The sequence below is a fragment of the Thalassospira sp. MCCC 1A03138 genome, from assembly GCF_002115785.1.
In the GTDB taxonomy this organism is placed as follows: Bacteria; Pseudomonadota; Alphaproteobacteria; order Rhodospirillales; family Thalassospiraceae; genus Thalassospira.
This window is the reverse complement of sequence record NZ_JFJY01000008.1, coordinates 55,365-68,819: the sequence shown is the minus strand read 5'-3', so window position 1 is coordinate 68,819 and position 13,455 is coordinate 55,365. Positions and strand designations below refer to the sequence as shown.

The following is a 13,455-nucleotide window of genomic DNA, read 5'->3' as shown; positions in this document are numbered from 1 at the left end:
GGTCAGGATCAGGTGCCCGGCGATATCGGGGGTAAATTTGCGGGCAGCAGGACCGTATGCGAATAAGGCAATGCCGATTTGAAATGGCATTATTGATATCTAAAATATCATAATTGAAGTTTTAAATGCGTTTTGTTAGACTTCGATCATGTGTGAATGAAGGATGCGCTTTATGATTACCGCGGGACAAATGCGTGCGGCTCGTGCGTTGCTGGGCATTGATCAGAAAAAGCTGGCCGAAATGGCCGGGATTTCGGTGCCAACCATCCAGCGGATGGAGTCCAGCAAGGGTAATGTGCGTGGTGTGGTTGATACGCTGACCAAGGTCGTCGAAGCACTTGACCGCGCCGGGATCGAATTGATCGGGGATAACGTGTCCAGCATGGCAACCGGGCGCGGTGTGCGTCTGAAAGAACCGGAAATAAAACCGAAACTGCCAGACGAGCAGGGCGAACAATAACGACCACAACAATTTTGCGACGGCGACCGCCGACTTATGCCGACGATCCCGCCGCCTTTTGCAAGGCTGCCGGAGACTATGGAAACCAGAACCTCGAAAACCAATCAGGCGCCCGAACCCGGATATGCCGACCTGTTTACCCCAAAGCTTGTAACCGTCCTTCGCGAAGGTTACGGGTTTGCGCAGTTGCGGGCTGATGCGATTGCCGGTTTGACGGTGGCGATTGTCGCCTTGCCGTTATCGATGGCGATTGCGATTGCGTCGGGCGTTTCCCCCGCACAGGGGCTTTATACCGCGATTGTCGGGGGGATTCTGGTGTCGCTCCTGGGGGGCAGTCGCTTTCAGATTGGAGGACCAGCAGGGGCTTTCATCGTTCTGGTCGCAGGTACGGTTCAGACGCATGGCCTTGATGGCTTGATCATTGCCACTATCCTGTCGGGATTGATGTTGCTCGCCATCGGGGCGCTGAAGCTTGGTACCTATATCAAGTTCATTCCCTATCCGGTGACGGTTGGCTTTACTGCCGGGATTGCGGTGATCATTTTCGCAAGCCAGATCAAGGATTTGCTGGGGCTGACTTTGCCAGGCAAAGAGCCGGGGCCGCTTTTGGAAAAGCTCCCGGTGATCTGGGCGGCATTACCGGGGATTGATCCGGTGACGGTTGCGTTGTCCGGCGCGACAATCCTTGTGATTGTCGGCACCAAACGGCTGCGCCCGCATTGGCCGGGCATGCTGATTGCGGTGGCCGGGGCCGCATTGGCGACCGCGTTGTTCAGTCTGCCGGTATCGACCATCGGCAGCGTCTTTGGCGGTATTCCCGGTGATTTCCCCATGCCTGTCTTGCCGGAATTCACCCTTGCCAAAGTCCAGGCGGTTTTGCCCAATGCAATTGCCTTTGCGCTTTTGGGGGCGATTGAGTCGCTTTTATCAGCCGTGGTGGCCGATGGTATGACCGGCCGACATCACAGATCGAACTGTGAGCTGGTGGCCCAGGGGGTGGCAAATATGGCGTCGGGTCTGTTTGGTGGCATTTGCGTGACCGGCACGATTGCAAGAACGGCCACCAATATCCGGGCCGGTGCGCATGGGCCGGTTTCGGGCGTTTTGCACGCGCTGTTTTTGTTGCTGTTCATATTGGTTGCTGCGCCGCTAGCCAGTTTCATTCCGCTGGCAAGCTTGGCCGGGGTGCTGGCGATTGTGGCATGGAACATGATCGAAAAGCACGCGATAGCGACCTTGTTGCGCGCATCGCGTGGCGATGCGGCAGTATTGCTGGTAACATTTTTACTGACGATTTTCCGCGATCTTCTCGAAGCAATCGTTGTTGGATTTGCCCTTGGCTCGGTTCTGTTCATTCAACGCATGTCGAAAACAACCGCGATTGCCACCCACAGCCCGTTCGTATCCGAAGACCGGGCCGACGGTACGACCGGCGGTGGCGGGGCATCGGATATTTCATCGACAACCGACCCCGACATCATGATTTACCGGATTACCGGCGTGTTCTTTTTCGGGGCTGCAGCATCCATTGGATCGGTTCTGGACAGGATTGGCGATACGCACCGGGCTTTGATCATTGATTTTGCCGCCGTGCCGTTTCTTGATTCAACTGCAGCCAATACAATAGCGGGACTTGCGCGCAAAACGCGAGGGCGCGGGATCGAGGTGATTCTGACCGGCACATCACATGACCTTCGACGGGAACTGTTTGCACATGGCATCAAGCCGCCGCTGGTTCATTATGAAATCGATATCGAGAAGGTGGTCGGGCGCCTTCGCGCGCACGGATTGCGTAACGTCACGGCATCCTAAGTTGCGACCGCAAAGACAGTGATAATGATCCAAGCCTTTGTCAGGCATTGGCAAAATACGGTTTTGGGTTTATTTGGTATAGCCTTACCGAATTAAGCTGAAAGGCACTGCCATGTCGCAGGAAACCGGACTTGCCGTCGATATCAATGACGGCGGCATTGCAACCATCACCATTTCGCAGCCGGAGCGCAAAAACGCGCTGACCAAGCCGATGTGGGGAGGGCTTGCCCGGATTGCCGATGATCTTGGCGGGGATAATAACCTGCGCTGTATCGTTATTCGCGGCGGCAGCGGGGCCGGGTTTGGTGCCGGGGCGGATATCCATGAATTTGTACGCGAACGCGACGGGTTCGGAAAGGCGCGTGATTATGGAATGCTCCATGCCGAGGCCTTGCAGGCGCTTCGGGTCTGTCAGCATCCGGTCATTGCCGCGATTGACGGGCCTTGCATCGGGGCATCATTTGTGTTGGCTGCTGCGTGCGATTTGCGGATTGCTGCGGATAACGCAAAATTTGCCGTGCCCCCGATGAAGCTTGGTGCGACGCTGGGCTATCCGGAATTGCAGATCATGCTCGATCTGCTGGGCGAGGCGGCGTTGTTTGAAATCCTGCTTGAAGGCCAGGTGTTTGATGCCGAACGCGCGCGCGAAATCGGCTTTGTCGCCCGCCATGTGGCGATTGAGGCGTTCGATGCGGAAATCGCATCAACCGCCGCCCGTATCGCAAGCGGCGCACCCATCACCCAACGCCTGCATAAGAAAATGATCAACCGCCTCAAAGAAGGTGGTGCCATCGGTGCCAAGGAATTTGACGAAGGATACCGCGCCTTTGACAGTGCGGATTTTAAGGAAGGCTACACCGCCTTTCTGGAAAAAAGAAAAGCGGTGTTCGAAGGCAGGTAACGGTCAGATCACAACGGCAAATCCGGCGTCAGCGGAACATCGGTAATGCCGTAATCAAGGCCCATCTTGTGCAGCTCGCTTGTGATTTGCGATCTGTGATGGCTTTGGTGGTTGAAAAGCTGCATCAGGAAAAGCTGGCGCGGCAATTTGCGGGTTACACCATCCAGCCCCATCAATTCGCGAATGTCATCCTGCCAGCTGTGATCATTGGAATCGACGAATGCGGCAATCGCGGCGTCGGTTTCAATGCGCATTTTCCCAAGCGTTTCGAAATCATCGGCCATGATCGTGCGCGCATCAAACGGTTCGGCCTGTCCGGTTTGCAGGATGCCGAGGATTCGGTGGTCGATATAGAGCAGATGATTAAGCGTCGCATGGATGGAGCCAAAAAACATGCCGCGGTCACGGCGGCGTTCCTCGTCGCCGATCTGTTCGCAAAGTTCGTACAGAACGCCATTCTGCCAGATGTTGTATTTGGCCATGGCACGGCCATAATCGTTGAAATTCATCTTTGCCATTTTGGTGGGGCTCCTATCTGGCGTTAATTGACTGTGTTTAGTCGGCGGCAACGATAACAGTATCGTCGCTTTGCGCCGGGGCGGGTTGTTCGATCTGTTTTGCCTCGGCCACGAAATGCACCATGACATTGGCGAAAATGCCAAAGGCAAGCATTGATGCGGTCGCGGGTAGAAGGCTGCCGTCATGAACCTGTCCGATGATGGTGCCTGCCAAAGCGCCAGTGGCAAACTGGATGGTGCCCATCAAGGCGGTTGCCGTCCCGCCGATATGCGGGAAATACTGCATGAAGGCCGCAGTTGCGTTTGGCGCTGTCAGCCCGATCATGCCAACGGCGACCATCACAAGTGGCACAACCGCATAAAGGGATGGTTCGAACACATTCACCGCAATGAACAATCCGATCACAGCAGCCAGTTGAAGGCCGGTGCCGATCGCCAGTATCTGATGACATTCAAGCCGTTTCAGCAACGGATTGTTCAGTCGATTGCAGATCACGATGACAATGACATTGGCTCCGAACAGATAAGGGAACTGGCTGGGTGACACGCCAAAATAATCAATGTACATGAACGGGCTGTCGGTCAGGAAACTGAACATCACCGCACTGGCACCGGTATGGGCCAGCATGAAACCAACCGCCTTGCGGGTACGCAGAACTTCCAGATAGGTCCACAAGACCCGTCGGGCCGGTCCGGCATAGCGTGGGCGCAGCTTGGTGGTTTCAGGCAGCTTGAACCAGACAACCACCAGCATGATGCTGCCATAGATTACCAGCAGAACGAAAATTGCCTGCCACTGGAAATAAACCAACAGGGCCGAGCCGACCGTGGGCGCGACCAGCGGTGCAATCATCATGATTACCGCGATCAGGGCAAACATACGCGCCGCATCTTTGCCGTCAAACAGGTCGCGGACCGACGCACCGACGATGACAAGAGCAAAGCCACCGCCAATCGCTTGGATAAAGCGCATAACGTTGAGCGAGAAAGAACTGTCGACAAAGATGATGATCGCACTGGTGATGATGTAAATCACCAGCCCGACCAGTGCGACCGGACGACGGCCAACGCGATCCGAGAGTGGCCCGCCAATCAGCTGCCCCAGAGCAAAACCAATCAGGAACATGCTGATTGATACTTCGACATTATGCGTCGGCGCACCAAAATCGACCGCCATAGCCGGGATGGCGGGCAGGTAGGTATCAATCGCAAAGGGCGCGGTCGCGATCAGGGCGGCAAGTAGGATCGCAAGGCGCTTGGTATTGATCGGGGTGCTGGCATCTGTATTCGCCATGACTTCCGTATCCGTTTCTTCTGGTGGCAGGTGGGGTGTGATCCGTCCGGTTTCCAGTATCGGTCTTTAACGGGCTCCCTTAAGGCCAGCCATAACGACAGGGAATGGGGCAAATTCGCCGACCCCCGGATAACGGGAGGTGCTAAAATTCCGGTCAGATATGGCAGTGGCATCAGGAAGGCCGCGCCGTTACGAGTGACGGGGCCGGTTGGATCGCAACCTGAAACGATTCAAGTCATGCTATTATCCACGTAAATTCTGTTTTATCCAGCCCGGCGATTTTTGCGGGCTGAATATCAGCTATGCATATAACCGTTTGACGCGGCAAAAGAATACAGGCCGCAAAAGAAAACGGCACCCGCGATGGGGTGCCGTTTGCAAGGTTTTCAGTTCTCGCGTGATCTAATAGTTCATGACCTTTTCCGGGCCCATCAACATGGTCGGAAGCCATGTCGAAATTGCCGGGATGTATGTCACGATGATCAGGAAGACCAGAAGGATCATCAGCCAAGGCAGGGCTGCACGAACCACCTGAACCAGCGACATGCCGGTGATACCCGACGTCACGAACAAGTTAAGCCCAACCGGCGGTGTGATCAGGCCGATTTCCATGTTCACAACCATGATGATACCCAGATGGATCGGATCGATACCGAGCTTTATCGCGATCGGGAAAAGGATCGGCGCCATGATCAGAAGGATCGCCGACGGCTCCATGAAGTTCCCGGCAATCAGCAGGATGATGTTGACCACAATCAGGAAGGCCCAGGGCTCCAGACCCCAGTTGATGATGGTTTCAGCAATGGTGTGTGGAATGCGTTCGGATGTCAGAACATGGGCAAACAGCATGGCGTTGGCAATGATGAACATCAGCATGATGGTCACTTTGCCTGCCTCAAGCAGCACGTGGCGGATATCCTTGTCGAACGGGATCATGGCAATGGCCTTGCCGATCTTCGGCAGGTTATGGCCAAGAATGGCCGAAAAGCTCATGCCCTTTTCCGGAACCCATGCAACGCCTTTTATCGGCCCCATATCGCGATAGAACACGATGGCAACCAGCATGGCATAGACGGATGCAACTGCCGCGGCCTCGGTCGGGGTAAATATCCCGCCATAAATGCCGCCCATGATCACAACAACCAGAAGCAGGCCACCCGATGCTGAAAACAGGCCTTCAAGCCATTCGGTAATGCTCGGACGATCCTGTTTTGGCAGTTTCTTGATCCGGGCCACGATATAGATCACGGTCATCAGCATGATGCCGGCAATCAGACCGGGAATAACACCTGCCAGGAACATGCGGCCAACGGAAACCTGGGTTGCTGCGGCATAAACCACCATCACGATCGACGGCGGGATCAGAATGCCCAGCGTCCCGGCGTTACAAATCACACCGGCGGCGAAATTGCGCGGATAACCCGATTTGATCATACCGGCAATCACGACGGAACCGATGGCAACAACCGTGGCCGGGCTTGAACCCGAAACAGCGGCAAACAGCATACAGGCCAGAACCGACGCCATGGCAAGACCACCATGGAACCAGCCCACCGTATCGACGGCAAATCGGATCAGGCGGCGTGCCACCCCGCCAGTCGACAGGAAGGTCGAGGCAAGGATAAAGAACGGAATGGCCAGCAGCGTGTAATGTTCCATCCCGTTGAACAGCTTTTCGATCAGGGTCGCAAGCGAGTCTGATCCGAAAAACAGGATGGTGGTGATGGATGACAGGCCCAGCGCCACGCCGATCGGGGTGCCAAGCGCCATCAACGCAAACAGCGTGATGAACAGATATGCGATTGTCATTTAAGGCGTTCCCCCGCGATCATTTATCGTTGTCGCGACGGACGATGCCGTCGGCCATGACGTCGGCTTTGTCGCCTTCGCCAATGGTTTCGATCGCCTCGCGTGCTTCATCGGCAAGCGAGAATCCGTTTTGCTGACCCGAAAGAATACGCCACAGGACCTGTCCGAGACGGAACAGCAGCAACGCACCGCCAAGCGGCAGGATCAGATAGACGACCCACATCGGGATCGGGGAATCTTCGGCCTCGATACCGATCATGTGATAGAAGGTCATGCTTTCCCAGCCGCCATAAAGAATAAGTGCGGCATAGGACATGCAGACCAAAGCAACAAAGATACCGGTAATGCGCTGGGCGGGTTTTGCAAACAGTTGAACAAGGGCATCAACCCCGATATGGGATCCGACCTTGACACCATAAGACATGCCGAAAAGCACAAGCCAGGCAAACAGAAATTCGGTGATTTCCATCGACCAGGTCATGCCGGAATTGAAGCCGTAACGAAGGACGACATTGACGAAGGTCAGCATCGTCATGGCGGCGAGAAGGAGGGCAATAATGCCCTCCTCCAGCCGGTCAACGACCGTTTTAATCATAGCGGTAACGGTCCTCTAGGTTCGAGGAATTACTTGTTGCAGGCGGCAGCGGCTTCGATCAGATCGGCACCGATATCACCTTCGAACTGCGCCCAGACAGGCTTCATGGCTTCGCGCCATGCTTTGACATCGTCAGCAGACGGTTTGACGATTTCGGTTTCACCCGAATCAACGATCAGCTGGCGCTGTTCGTCTGCCAGTTTGCCCGACAGGCCGTTGGCATATTCGGTTGCTTCGTCCATGGCCTGTTTCAGGCCAGCCTGGATTTCTGGATCAAGACCGTCCCACCATTTGGTCGAGGTCACGACGAGATAGTCGAGAAGACCGTGGTTGGATTCAGTGATGTAATCCTGAACTTCAAAGAACTTCTGGGAATAGATGTTCGACCAGGTGTTTTCCTGACCGTCAACAACGCCGGTCTGAAGTGCCGAATAGGTCTCGGCGAATGCCATTTTCTGAGGAACGGCATCAACAGCTTCGAACTGTGCAGCAAGTACGTCCGAGCTCTGAATACGGAATTTCAGGCCCGCAGCATCGGCCGGGGTCAAAAGCGGCTTGTTGGCCGAAAGCTGTTTCAGGCCGTTATGCCAGTAACCCAGACCGGTAAGACCCTTGTCTGCCATCGACAGCAGCAATTCCTGGCCTTTTTCACCTTTCTGGAAGCATTCAACAGCTTCCATGTCGTTGAACAGGAACGGAAGATCGAACAGGCCGAGCTTCGAGGTCCATTTGCCGAATTTCGCAAGCGACGGTGCTGCAAGCTGGACGTCACCACGCAGCATTGCCGGCAGAACCTTGTCGTCATCGAACAGCTGCGAGTTCGGGTAAATTTCGACTTTAACCTTGTCACCAAGGATTTCTTCGGCGCGCTTTTTGAAGAATTCAGCGCCCTGGCCCTTCGGGGTGTTCGGGGCAACCACATGGGCGTATTTGACAACAACCTGTGCGGATGCCGCGCTGGTCATGCCAAGAACGGCTGCCATTGCAACGCTGGTTGCGAGAAGTTTTTTGGTAATCGGACGCATCAATAGTCTCCCTATAAGCTTTGTGCGTTTTCCCAGTAGCGCGCCAATTATCGGCGTCGTTCAGGTCGCCGTTTGGCGCTGGGGTGCAACACTGCAATTGCCGGGCCAGTTCTGCATATCTGTCATTACGATAAGTAATATCAGCGGTTTGCAGTGTGTTTCGCAATGGTGCGGTGCAGCGTAAGTTCTTCTTTTTGTTGTCTTTCCCGCACATCCCTTCTTCGCAATGTGCGGTCTTCCGCACAATATCTCAAGTTGAAAATGCAAATTTTTTATCGATTGCAGGATTTTTGACGCAGTCGGGACGGGTGATTGGTAGGACCAATTGCAAAACGTGCGGCAAAGGCTTATCCCGCCAGTCGCTTTGCCAGATTACGGGCCGTATTGCGGGGCGATTTGCCTTGATCGTTCCTAACCGTCTGATTTATTGCGAAACTCTGCCGGGACGATGCCGTATTTGGCAAGTTTGTCATAGAAGGTTTTGCGCGGAACGCCCAATGCATTGACCGTTGCCGTTACATGGCCGCCATGCTGGCGCAGGGCCTCGCAGATTACGCCTTTTTCAAATGCTTCGACTTGCTGGGGCAGGGACAGGACATTTTCGTTTGCCTGTGCGCTGTCACCGGCAAACGGATCAAGGCCCAGAACCCGGCGTTCGGCGGCGTTGCGCAATTCGCGGACATTCCCCGGCCAGTCATGGGCAGTCAGGCGGGCGATTTCCGTGCCGTTCAACGGGGCAAATTCCCGGCCAAACCTTCCTTGCGCCTCTTTCATGAAATGCTGGAAAAGAAGGGGGATGTCATCCTTTCGATCACGCAATGGCGGTGTGTGCAGTTGCACGACATTCAGCCGGTAATACAAATCCTCGCGGAATGCCCCGCGTGATGATGCCTCGCGCAGATCAATCTTGGTTGCGGCCACCACGCGCAAATCAATAGGTTGCAACTTGTTCGAGCCCAGCCGTTCCAGCGCGCGTTCCTGCAGAACCCGCAGTAGTTTGACCTGAAGTGATAACGGCATGCTTTCGATTTCATCAAGGAACATGGTGCCCTTGTCGGCAAATTCGAATTTGCCGATACGCTTGTTCTCCGCCCCGGTGAAGGCACCCGCTTCGTGGCCGAAAAGTTCGGATTCAATAAGGTTTTCAGGCATTGCGCCGCAATTGACCGCGACAAACTGGCCGGTGCGGCCTGATGCCTCGTGCAGGGTGCGCGCAACCACTTCCTTGCCCGCACCTGTTTCGCCATTGATCAGGACATGGGCATCGGTCGCGGCGATATTGCCAATCAGCGTGCGCAGCTTTTCCATGGCAGGCGTACGACCGATCAGGCCCGATACTTCTTTGCTGTGGCGAGCCAGTTCGGCCTTGAGCGTCCTGTTTTCAAGAACCAGCTGCCGATGAGCCATGGCCCGGCGTGCGACATCGATGAAATGATCCGGGTCGAACGGTTTTTCGATGAAATCAAACGCGCCTTCGCGCATCGCACGCACCGCGGTGGCAACGTCACCATGTCCGGTGACAAGGATCACCGGCATTTCCGGCTCAATCTTGCGCACCTGAGACAGCAATTCCATGCCGTCCATACGCGGCATGCGGATATCGGTAATCAGGATTCCGGGCCAGCCGCGGCGAACACGTTCCAGTGCCGAACCGGCGTCGCTGTGGCATTCGACAAGGATGTCGGCAAGCTCCAGCGTTTGCTGTGCGGCTTCCCGCACATCTTCGTCGTCATCGACAAACAGAACGCAATGGGCCGAGTTATTCAAATGCCTTCCCCTTTTAATCCGTTCCGGATCACGGGGCGATCATACGATGTACCAGCAGATCCGTTTCCGCGCCTTCTGTTTCGGCGGTTTGGCTGGGTGTTGTATCAGGCATCGGCGATGACGTCGAGGTTGATGTGCCATCATGCCCGGCCACCTGTTCTATGCATCGCAATTCAATCGTGAAACAGGCCCCGCCTATCGGGCGGTTTTCCGCACGTATCGTGCCGCCAAAGCTGCGCATTATGCCATAACAGATCGAAAGCCCCAGCCCCAGTCCGTCACCAAACGGTTTGGTGGTGAAGAACGGGTCGAACAGTTTGGGCAAATTTTCGGGCAGGATGCCGGGGCCGTTATCGGTAATCGCGACCAGAACGCGGCCATCCTTTTCTTCAAGCATAATCCCTATCTGTGGGAATTCTTCATCGCGGCAGGCATCGGCGGCGTTGCTCAGGATATTGAGGAACACCTGTTCAAGCTGGTTTTCCTCGGCAGTTACCTTTGGCAGGTTTTCCGCGGTCTGATAGTGGATGTCGGCCAATCCGGCCCGGCCGGTTTCACGCAGCAGATCAATGGCTTTTTCCAGCGGTTCGGCCAATTGCACCGGATGGGTGTCATGTTTTGGGCGGCGGGCAAAGGTTTTCAGATGGTTGGTGATCCGGCCCATGCGTTCGGTCAGTTCAGAAATCCGGCCCAGATTGCGGCTGGCTGTTTCATCATTGCCACGCGCAATGAATTTCAACGCATTTTCGGCATAGCTTCGAATGGCAGTCAGCGGCTGATTGATTTCATGCGCGATGCCAGCCGACATCTGGCCAAGGGCGGCAAGCTTGCCCGCCTGTACCAGTTCTGCCTGTGCTGTGCGTAGGGCGTCTTCGGTGCGGCGGCGTTCGCTGATTTCCTCGGCAAGGCGGAGGTTGGTGCTCATGAGGTCGGCGGTGCGCAGTCGCACCTGACGTTCCAGTTCGCGTTGCGACCAGTCGCGGATTTCGATTTGTTCCAGCATCGCACGACGGCGTTGCAACAGAACAAATATCGTTCCCATGATGATGATATGCATCGCCCCGCCAATGAAGCCCGCTGTCAGAATCGATTGATCCAGAACCGCCTTGTCGGTCAGCAGATAAATATTCCAGCCCTGTTTGGGGAGCGGGCTTCGGATCACAAGGTAGGGTTTGGCATCGCTTTTGGCTTTTCCACTGGCTTCGGCGTCTGGTTTTGCGTTTGCAGCTTGCCCTGATTGAAGGGCTTCGGGGGTGATGACCTGTACCGGTTCAAGCGACAGAATGCCAATCCCGTCATCGCCGGGCCATTCGCCCTGATGAACGGGCATCGGATCGAGTGGGTATTCACCATATTTGCGCGAAAGCATCAGTTCCGGCCGGTCTTCGGGCGGAATGCCTGTCAGGGCGCGGAACCGCCATTCCGGCCGTGATGTAATGATGACGATGCCGTTTTCATCGGTTACCAGAACATTCTCGTTCCCGCGTGCCCAGCGTTGGACAAGGGTTTCAAGATGGGTCTTGACCACCATCACGCCTTCGAATGCCGCCCCGTTGGGGCGGACCGGATGCGAGATATAATAACCCGGGACATTCGACGTGATGCCAAAGGCAAAGTAATGCCCGGTCAGTCCGGCTTCGGCTTGTTTGAAATAGGGGCGGAACGCAAAATTTCGCCCGACAAAGGATGCATCGCTGTTCCAGTTGCTGGCCGCAATTGTTGTCCCGGTGCGATCCATGAAATAGATGTCGGATGCGCCACTGTCAGCGGCGAGTTTTTCCAGATAGACATTGACTTCGGCCGCGTCTGACGGGCTGGAATGCAGGGCAAGGTCGAGGATACGTTTGTCACTGGCAAGCGTGATCGGAAGATATTCGTGTTCCTTGATCGCGCCCTGAAGGTTGGAACGGTAAAGTTCCAGCTTGTTACGGCCGTCTTCAGTGATTTCGACAAGACGGGTTTCGCGCCACAGTTCCGTGGTCAGCCAGACGGTAACAGGCAGCAATATCAGCATTCCGGCCAGAACAAGCCGCGCACTTCGCTTTGCGGATATTGATGTCTTGAGCATTTCCCGCCAGACCGTTTCAAGAATTATGCCGGGGTATTATGATGACATATTGGTAACAATGCATAGCCGAAAAAGGCTTCGCGTGTCAGGCGCTTGATAAAAGTGCGCACTGTCTGTACCAATCAGAAAGTGACCGGTGCCTGCGTTGACCCAGCACTTCCTGCCTGCACGGGAAATCAATAGTCCGACAAGGATGCGACCCTGAATGACCGATGATGATGCACACCTGATCTGGGTTCTGGCCGATGATCGCGCCGGAAACGTCAATCAGGCCGTCGGCGTGGCAGAAGCACTGGCGCAGCCCTTCAAGCGGATCGATATCGGTTATACCAATCTGGCACGGTTGCCCAATGTCATCCGACGTGCCAGTCTTTTGGGGGTTGATACCGGATCGCGGGCGCGCCTTGTCGCCCCCTGGCCCGATCTGGTGATTGCCGCAGGACGGCGGACTGCACCGATTGCCCGCTGGATCAAAAAGCAAAGTAACGGCCATACACGCATATGCCAGATCATGCGGCCCGACGGGGGCGAGGGGACGTTTGACCTGATTGCCGTGCCAGCCCATGACCGGATGCCAGCGCGTGACAATGTTGTTGAAATCCCCGGTGCCCCGCATCGGGTAACCGAAACGCGGCTTCTGATCGAAGCCGATCTGTGGCGGCCGCATTTCAAGGGCCTGCCAAACCCGCGTGTGGCACTGATCATCGGCGGCAGCACCAAAAGTACCGTCTTTACCGCGGATATGGCCGGGGAACTGGTTGGTCGGGCGATTGAGGCGACCATGGCCATTGATGGTAGCCTGCTGGTCACGACCAGTCGCCGCACGGGGCCGGAGAACGAAGAAATCATTGCCGAAATGCTCGGCAATTCCGGGCTTGCCTATCATCTGCATGATTGGAGCTCGAAGGCGGAAAATCCGTATTTCGGGTATCTGGCGCTGGCCGATATCATCCTTGTTACCGGAGATTCGGTTTCGATGTGTTGCGAAGCGGCTGCCGCACCGGGCGGGGTTTATATCTATGCCCCCGATGGCATCGCAGGCCCGCGCCATCAACGTTTGCATCAGTCACTTTATGACGGTGGATATGCCCGCCCGTTGCTTCCCAATACTGAAATTGTGCCGTTTAGGCATCCATCCCTGCAACCGGCCCGAACGGTAGCGCAGCGGTGCCTTGAACTGCTAAGCGCACCTGTTTCCTGATCTGC

General features: G+C 55.5%; 11 protein-coding genes. 4 read left to right on the top strand and 7 right to left on the bottom strand.

The window, feature by feature from the left end; all coding sequences use genetic code 11:
- The first annotated feature begins 172 nt into the window (after positions 1–172).
- The 3 genes from TH468_RS16190 to TH468_RS16180 all read left to right on the top strand — a co-directional run bounded on the left by TH468_RS16190 (position 173) and on the right by TH468_RS16180 (position 3,173).
- Positions 173–460 carry a helix-turn-helix domain-containing protein gene (locus TH468_RS16190; RefSeq protein WP_085645767.1) on the top strand — a complete coding sequence of 96 codons (288 nt, stop codon included), beginning with the start codon at positions 173–175 and terminating at the stop codon, positions 458–460.
- A gap of 78 nt (positions 461–538) precedes the next feature.
- Positions 539–2,272 (top strand): SulP family inorganic anion transporter, encoded by a 1,734-nt coding sequence (locus TH468_RS16185; RefSeq protein ID WP_085645651.1) that lies wholly within the window; start codon positions 539–541, stop codon positions 2,270–2,272.
- Positions 2,273–2,384: 112 nt separating this feature from the next.
- Complete coding sequence (locus tag TH468_RS16180) at positions 2,385–3,173, top strand: enoyl-CoA hydratase/isomerase family protein (protein ID WP_085645650.1); 789 nt, start codon at positions 2,385–2,387, stop codon at positions 3,171–3,173.
- Between the two features lie 8 nt (positions 3,174–3,181).
- Here TH468_RS16180 and TH468_RS16175 read toward each other — a convergent pair whose 3' ends face one another.
- From TH468_RS16175 to TH468_RS16140, 7 genes are all read right to left on the bottom strand, one after another.
- Positions 3,182–3,691: a DinB family protein gene (locus tag TH468_RS16175; RefSeq protein WP_085645649.1), complete on the bottom strand. Its 510-nt coding sequence runs from the start codon at positions 3,689–3,691 to the stop codon at positions 3,182–3,184.
- 37 nt (positions 3,692–3,728) lie between these two features.
- Positions 3,729–4,985: a multidrug effflux MFS transporter gene (locus TH468_RS16170; protein WP_085645648.1), complete on the bottom strand. Its 1,257-nt coding sequence runs from the start codon at positions 4,983–4,985 to the stop codon at positions 3,729–3,731.
- Positions 4,986–5,387: 402 nt separating this feature from the next.
- The gene (locus TH468_RS16160) at positions 5,388–6,794 is read right to left on the bottom strand and encodes a TRAP transporter large permease (protein ID WP_085645646.1); all 1,407 of its coding nucleotides are present in this window, start codon (positions 6,792–6,794) and stop codon (positions 5,388–5,390) included.
- 19 nt (positions 6,795–6,813) lie between these two features.
- A complete protein-coding gene (locus tag TH468_RS16155; protein WP_037989934.1) occupies positions 6,814–7,389 on the bottom strand; it encodes a TRAP transporter small permease in 576 nt (191 codons plus the stop codon).
- Between the two features lie 29 nt (positions 7,390–7,418).
- Positions 7,419–8,414, bottom strand: coding sequence for a TRAP transporter substrate-binding protein (locus TH468_RS16150; protein ID WP_085645645.1), 996 nt, complete (start codon positions 8,412–8,414; stop codon positions 7,419–7,421).
- Between the two features lie 411 nt (positions 8,415–8,825).
- Complete coding sequence (locus TH468_RS16145) at positions 8,826–10,181, bottom strand: sigma-54 dependent transcriptional regulator (RefSeq protein WP_085645644.1); 1,356 nt, start codon at positions 10,179–10,181, stop codon at positions 8,826–8,828.
- A gap of 28 nt (positions 10,182–10,209) precedes the next feature.
- Complete coding sequence (locus tag TH468_RS16140; protein WP_085645643.1) at positions 10,210–12,249, bottom strand: ATP-binding protein; 2,040 nt, start codon at positions 12,247–12,249, stop codon at positions 10,210–10,212.
- Between the two features lie 205 nt (positions 12,250–12,454).
- Between TH468_RS16140 and TH468_RS16135 the strand changes: the two genes are divergently transcribed.
- Entirely contained in the window at positions 12,455–13,450 is a 996-nt protein-coding gene (locus TH468_RS16135; RefSeq protein ID WP_085645642.1) for a mitochondrial fission ELM1 family protein, read from the top strand.
- Positions 13,451–13,455 lie beyond the last annotated feature (5 nt).

Coding starts and splice junctions, on each gene's coding strand:
- TH468_RS16190 (WP_085645767.1), top strand. CDS start 173: ATGATTACCGCGGGACAAATGCGTGCGGCTCGTGCGTTGCTGGGCATT.
- TH468_RS16185 (WP_085645651.1), top strand. CDS start 539: ATGGAAACCAGAACCTCGAAAACCAATCAGGCGCCCGAACCCGGATAT.
- TH468_RS16180 (WP_085645650.1), top strand. CDS start 2,385: ATGTCGCAGGAAACCGGACTTGCCGTCGATATCAATGACGGCGGCATT.
- TH468_RS16175 (WP_085645649.1), bottom strand. CDS start 3,691: ATGGCAAAGATGAATTTCAACGATTATGGCCGTGCCATGGCCAAATAC.
- TH468_RS16170 (WP_085645648.1), bottom strand. CDS start 4,985: ATGGCGAATACAGATGCCAGCACCCCGATCAATACCAAGCGCCTTGCG.
- TH468_RS16160 (WP_085645646.1), bottom strand. CDS start 6,794: ATGACAATCGCATATCTGTTCATCACGCTGTTTGCGTTGATGGCGCTT.
- TH468_RS16155 (WP_037989934.1), bottom strand. CDS start 7,389: ATGATTAAAACGGTCGTTGACCGGCTGGAGGAGGGCATTATTGCCCTC.
- TH468_RS16150 (WP_085645645.1), bottom strand. CDS start 8,414: ATGCGTCCGATTACCAAAAAACTTCTCGCAACCAGCGTTGCAATGGCA.
- TH468_RS16140 (WP_085645643.1), bottom strand. CDS start 12,249: ATGCTCAAGACATCAATATCCGCAAAGCGAAGTGCGCGGCTTGTTCTG.
- TH468_RS16135 (WP_085645642.1), top strand. CDS start 12,455: ATGACCGATGATGATGCACACCTGATCTGGGTTCTGGCCGATGATCGC.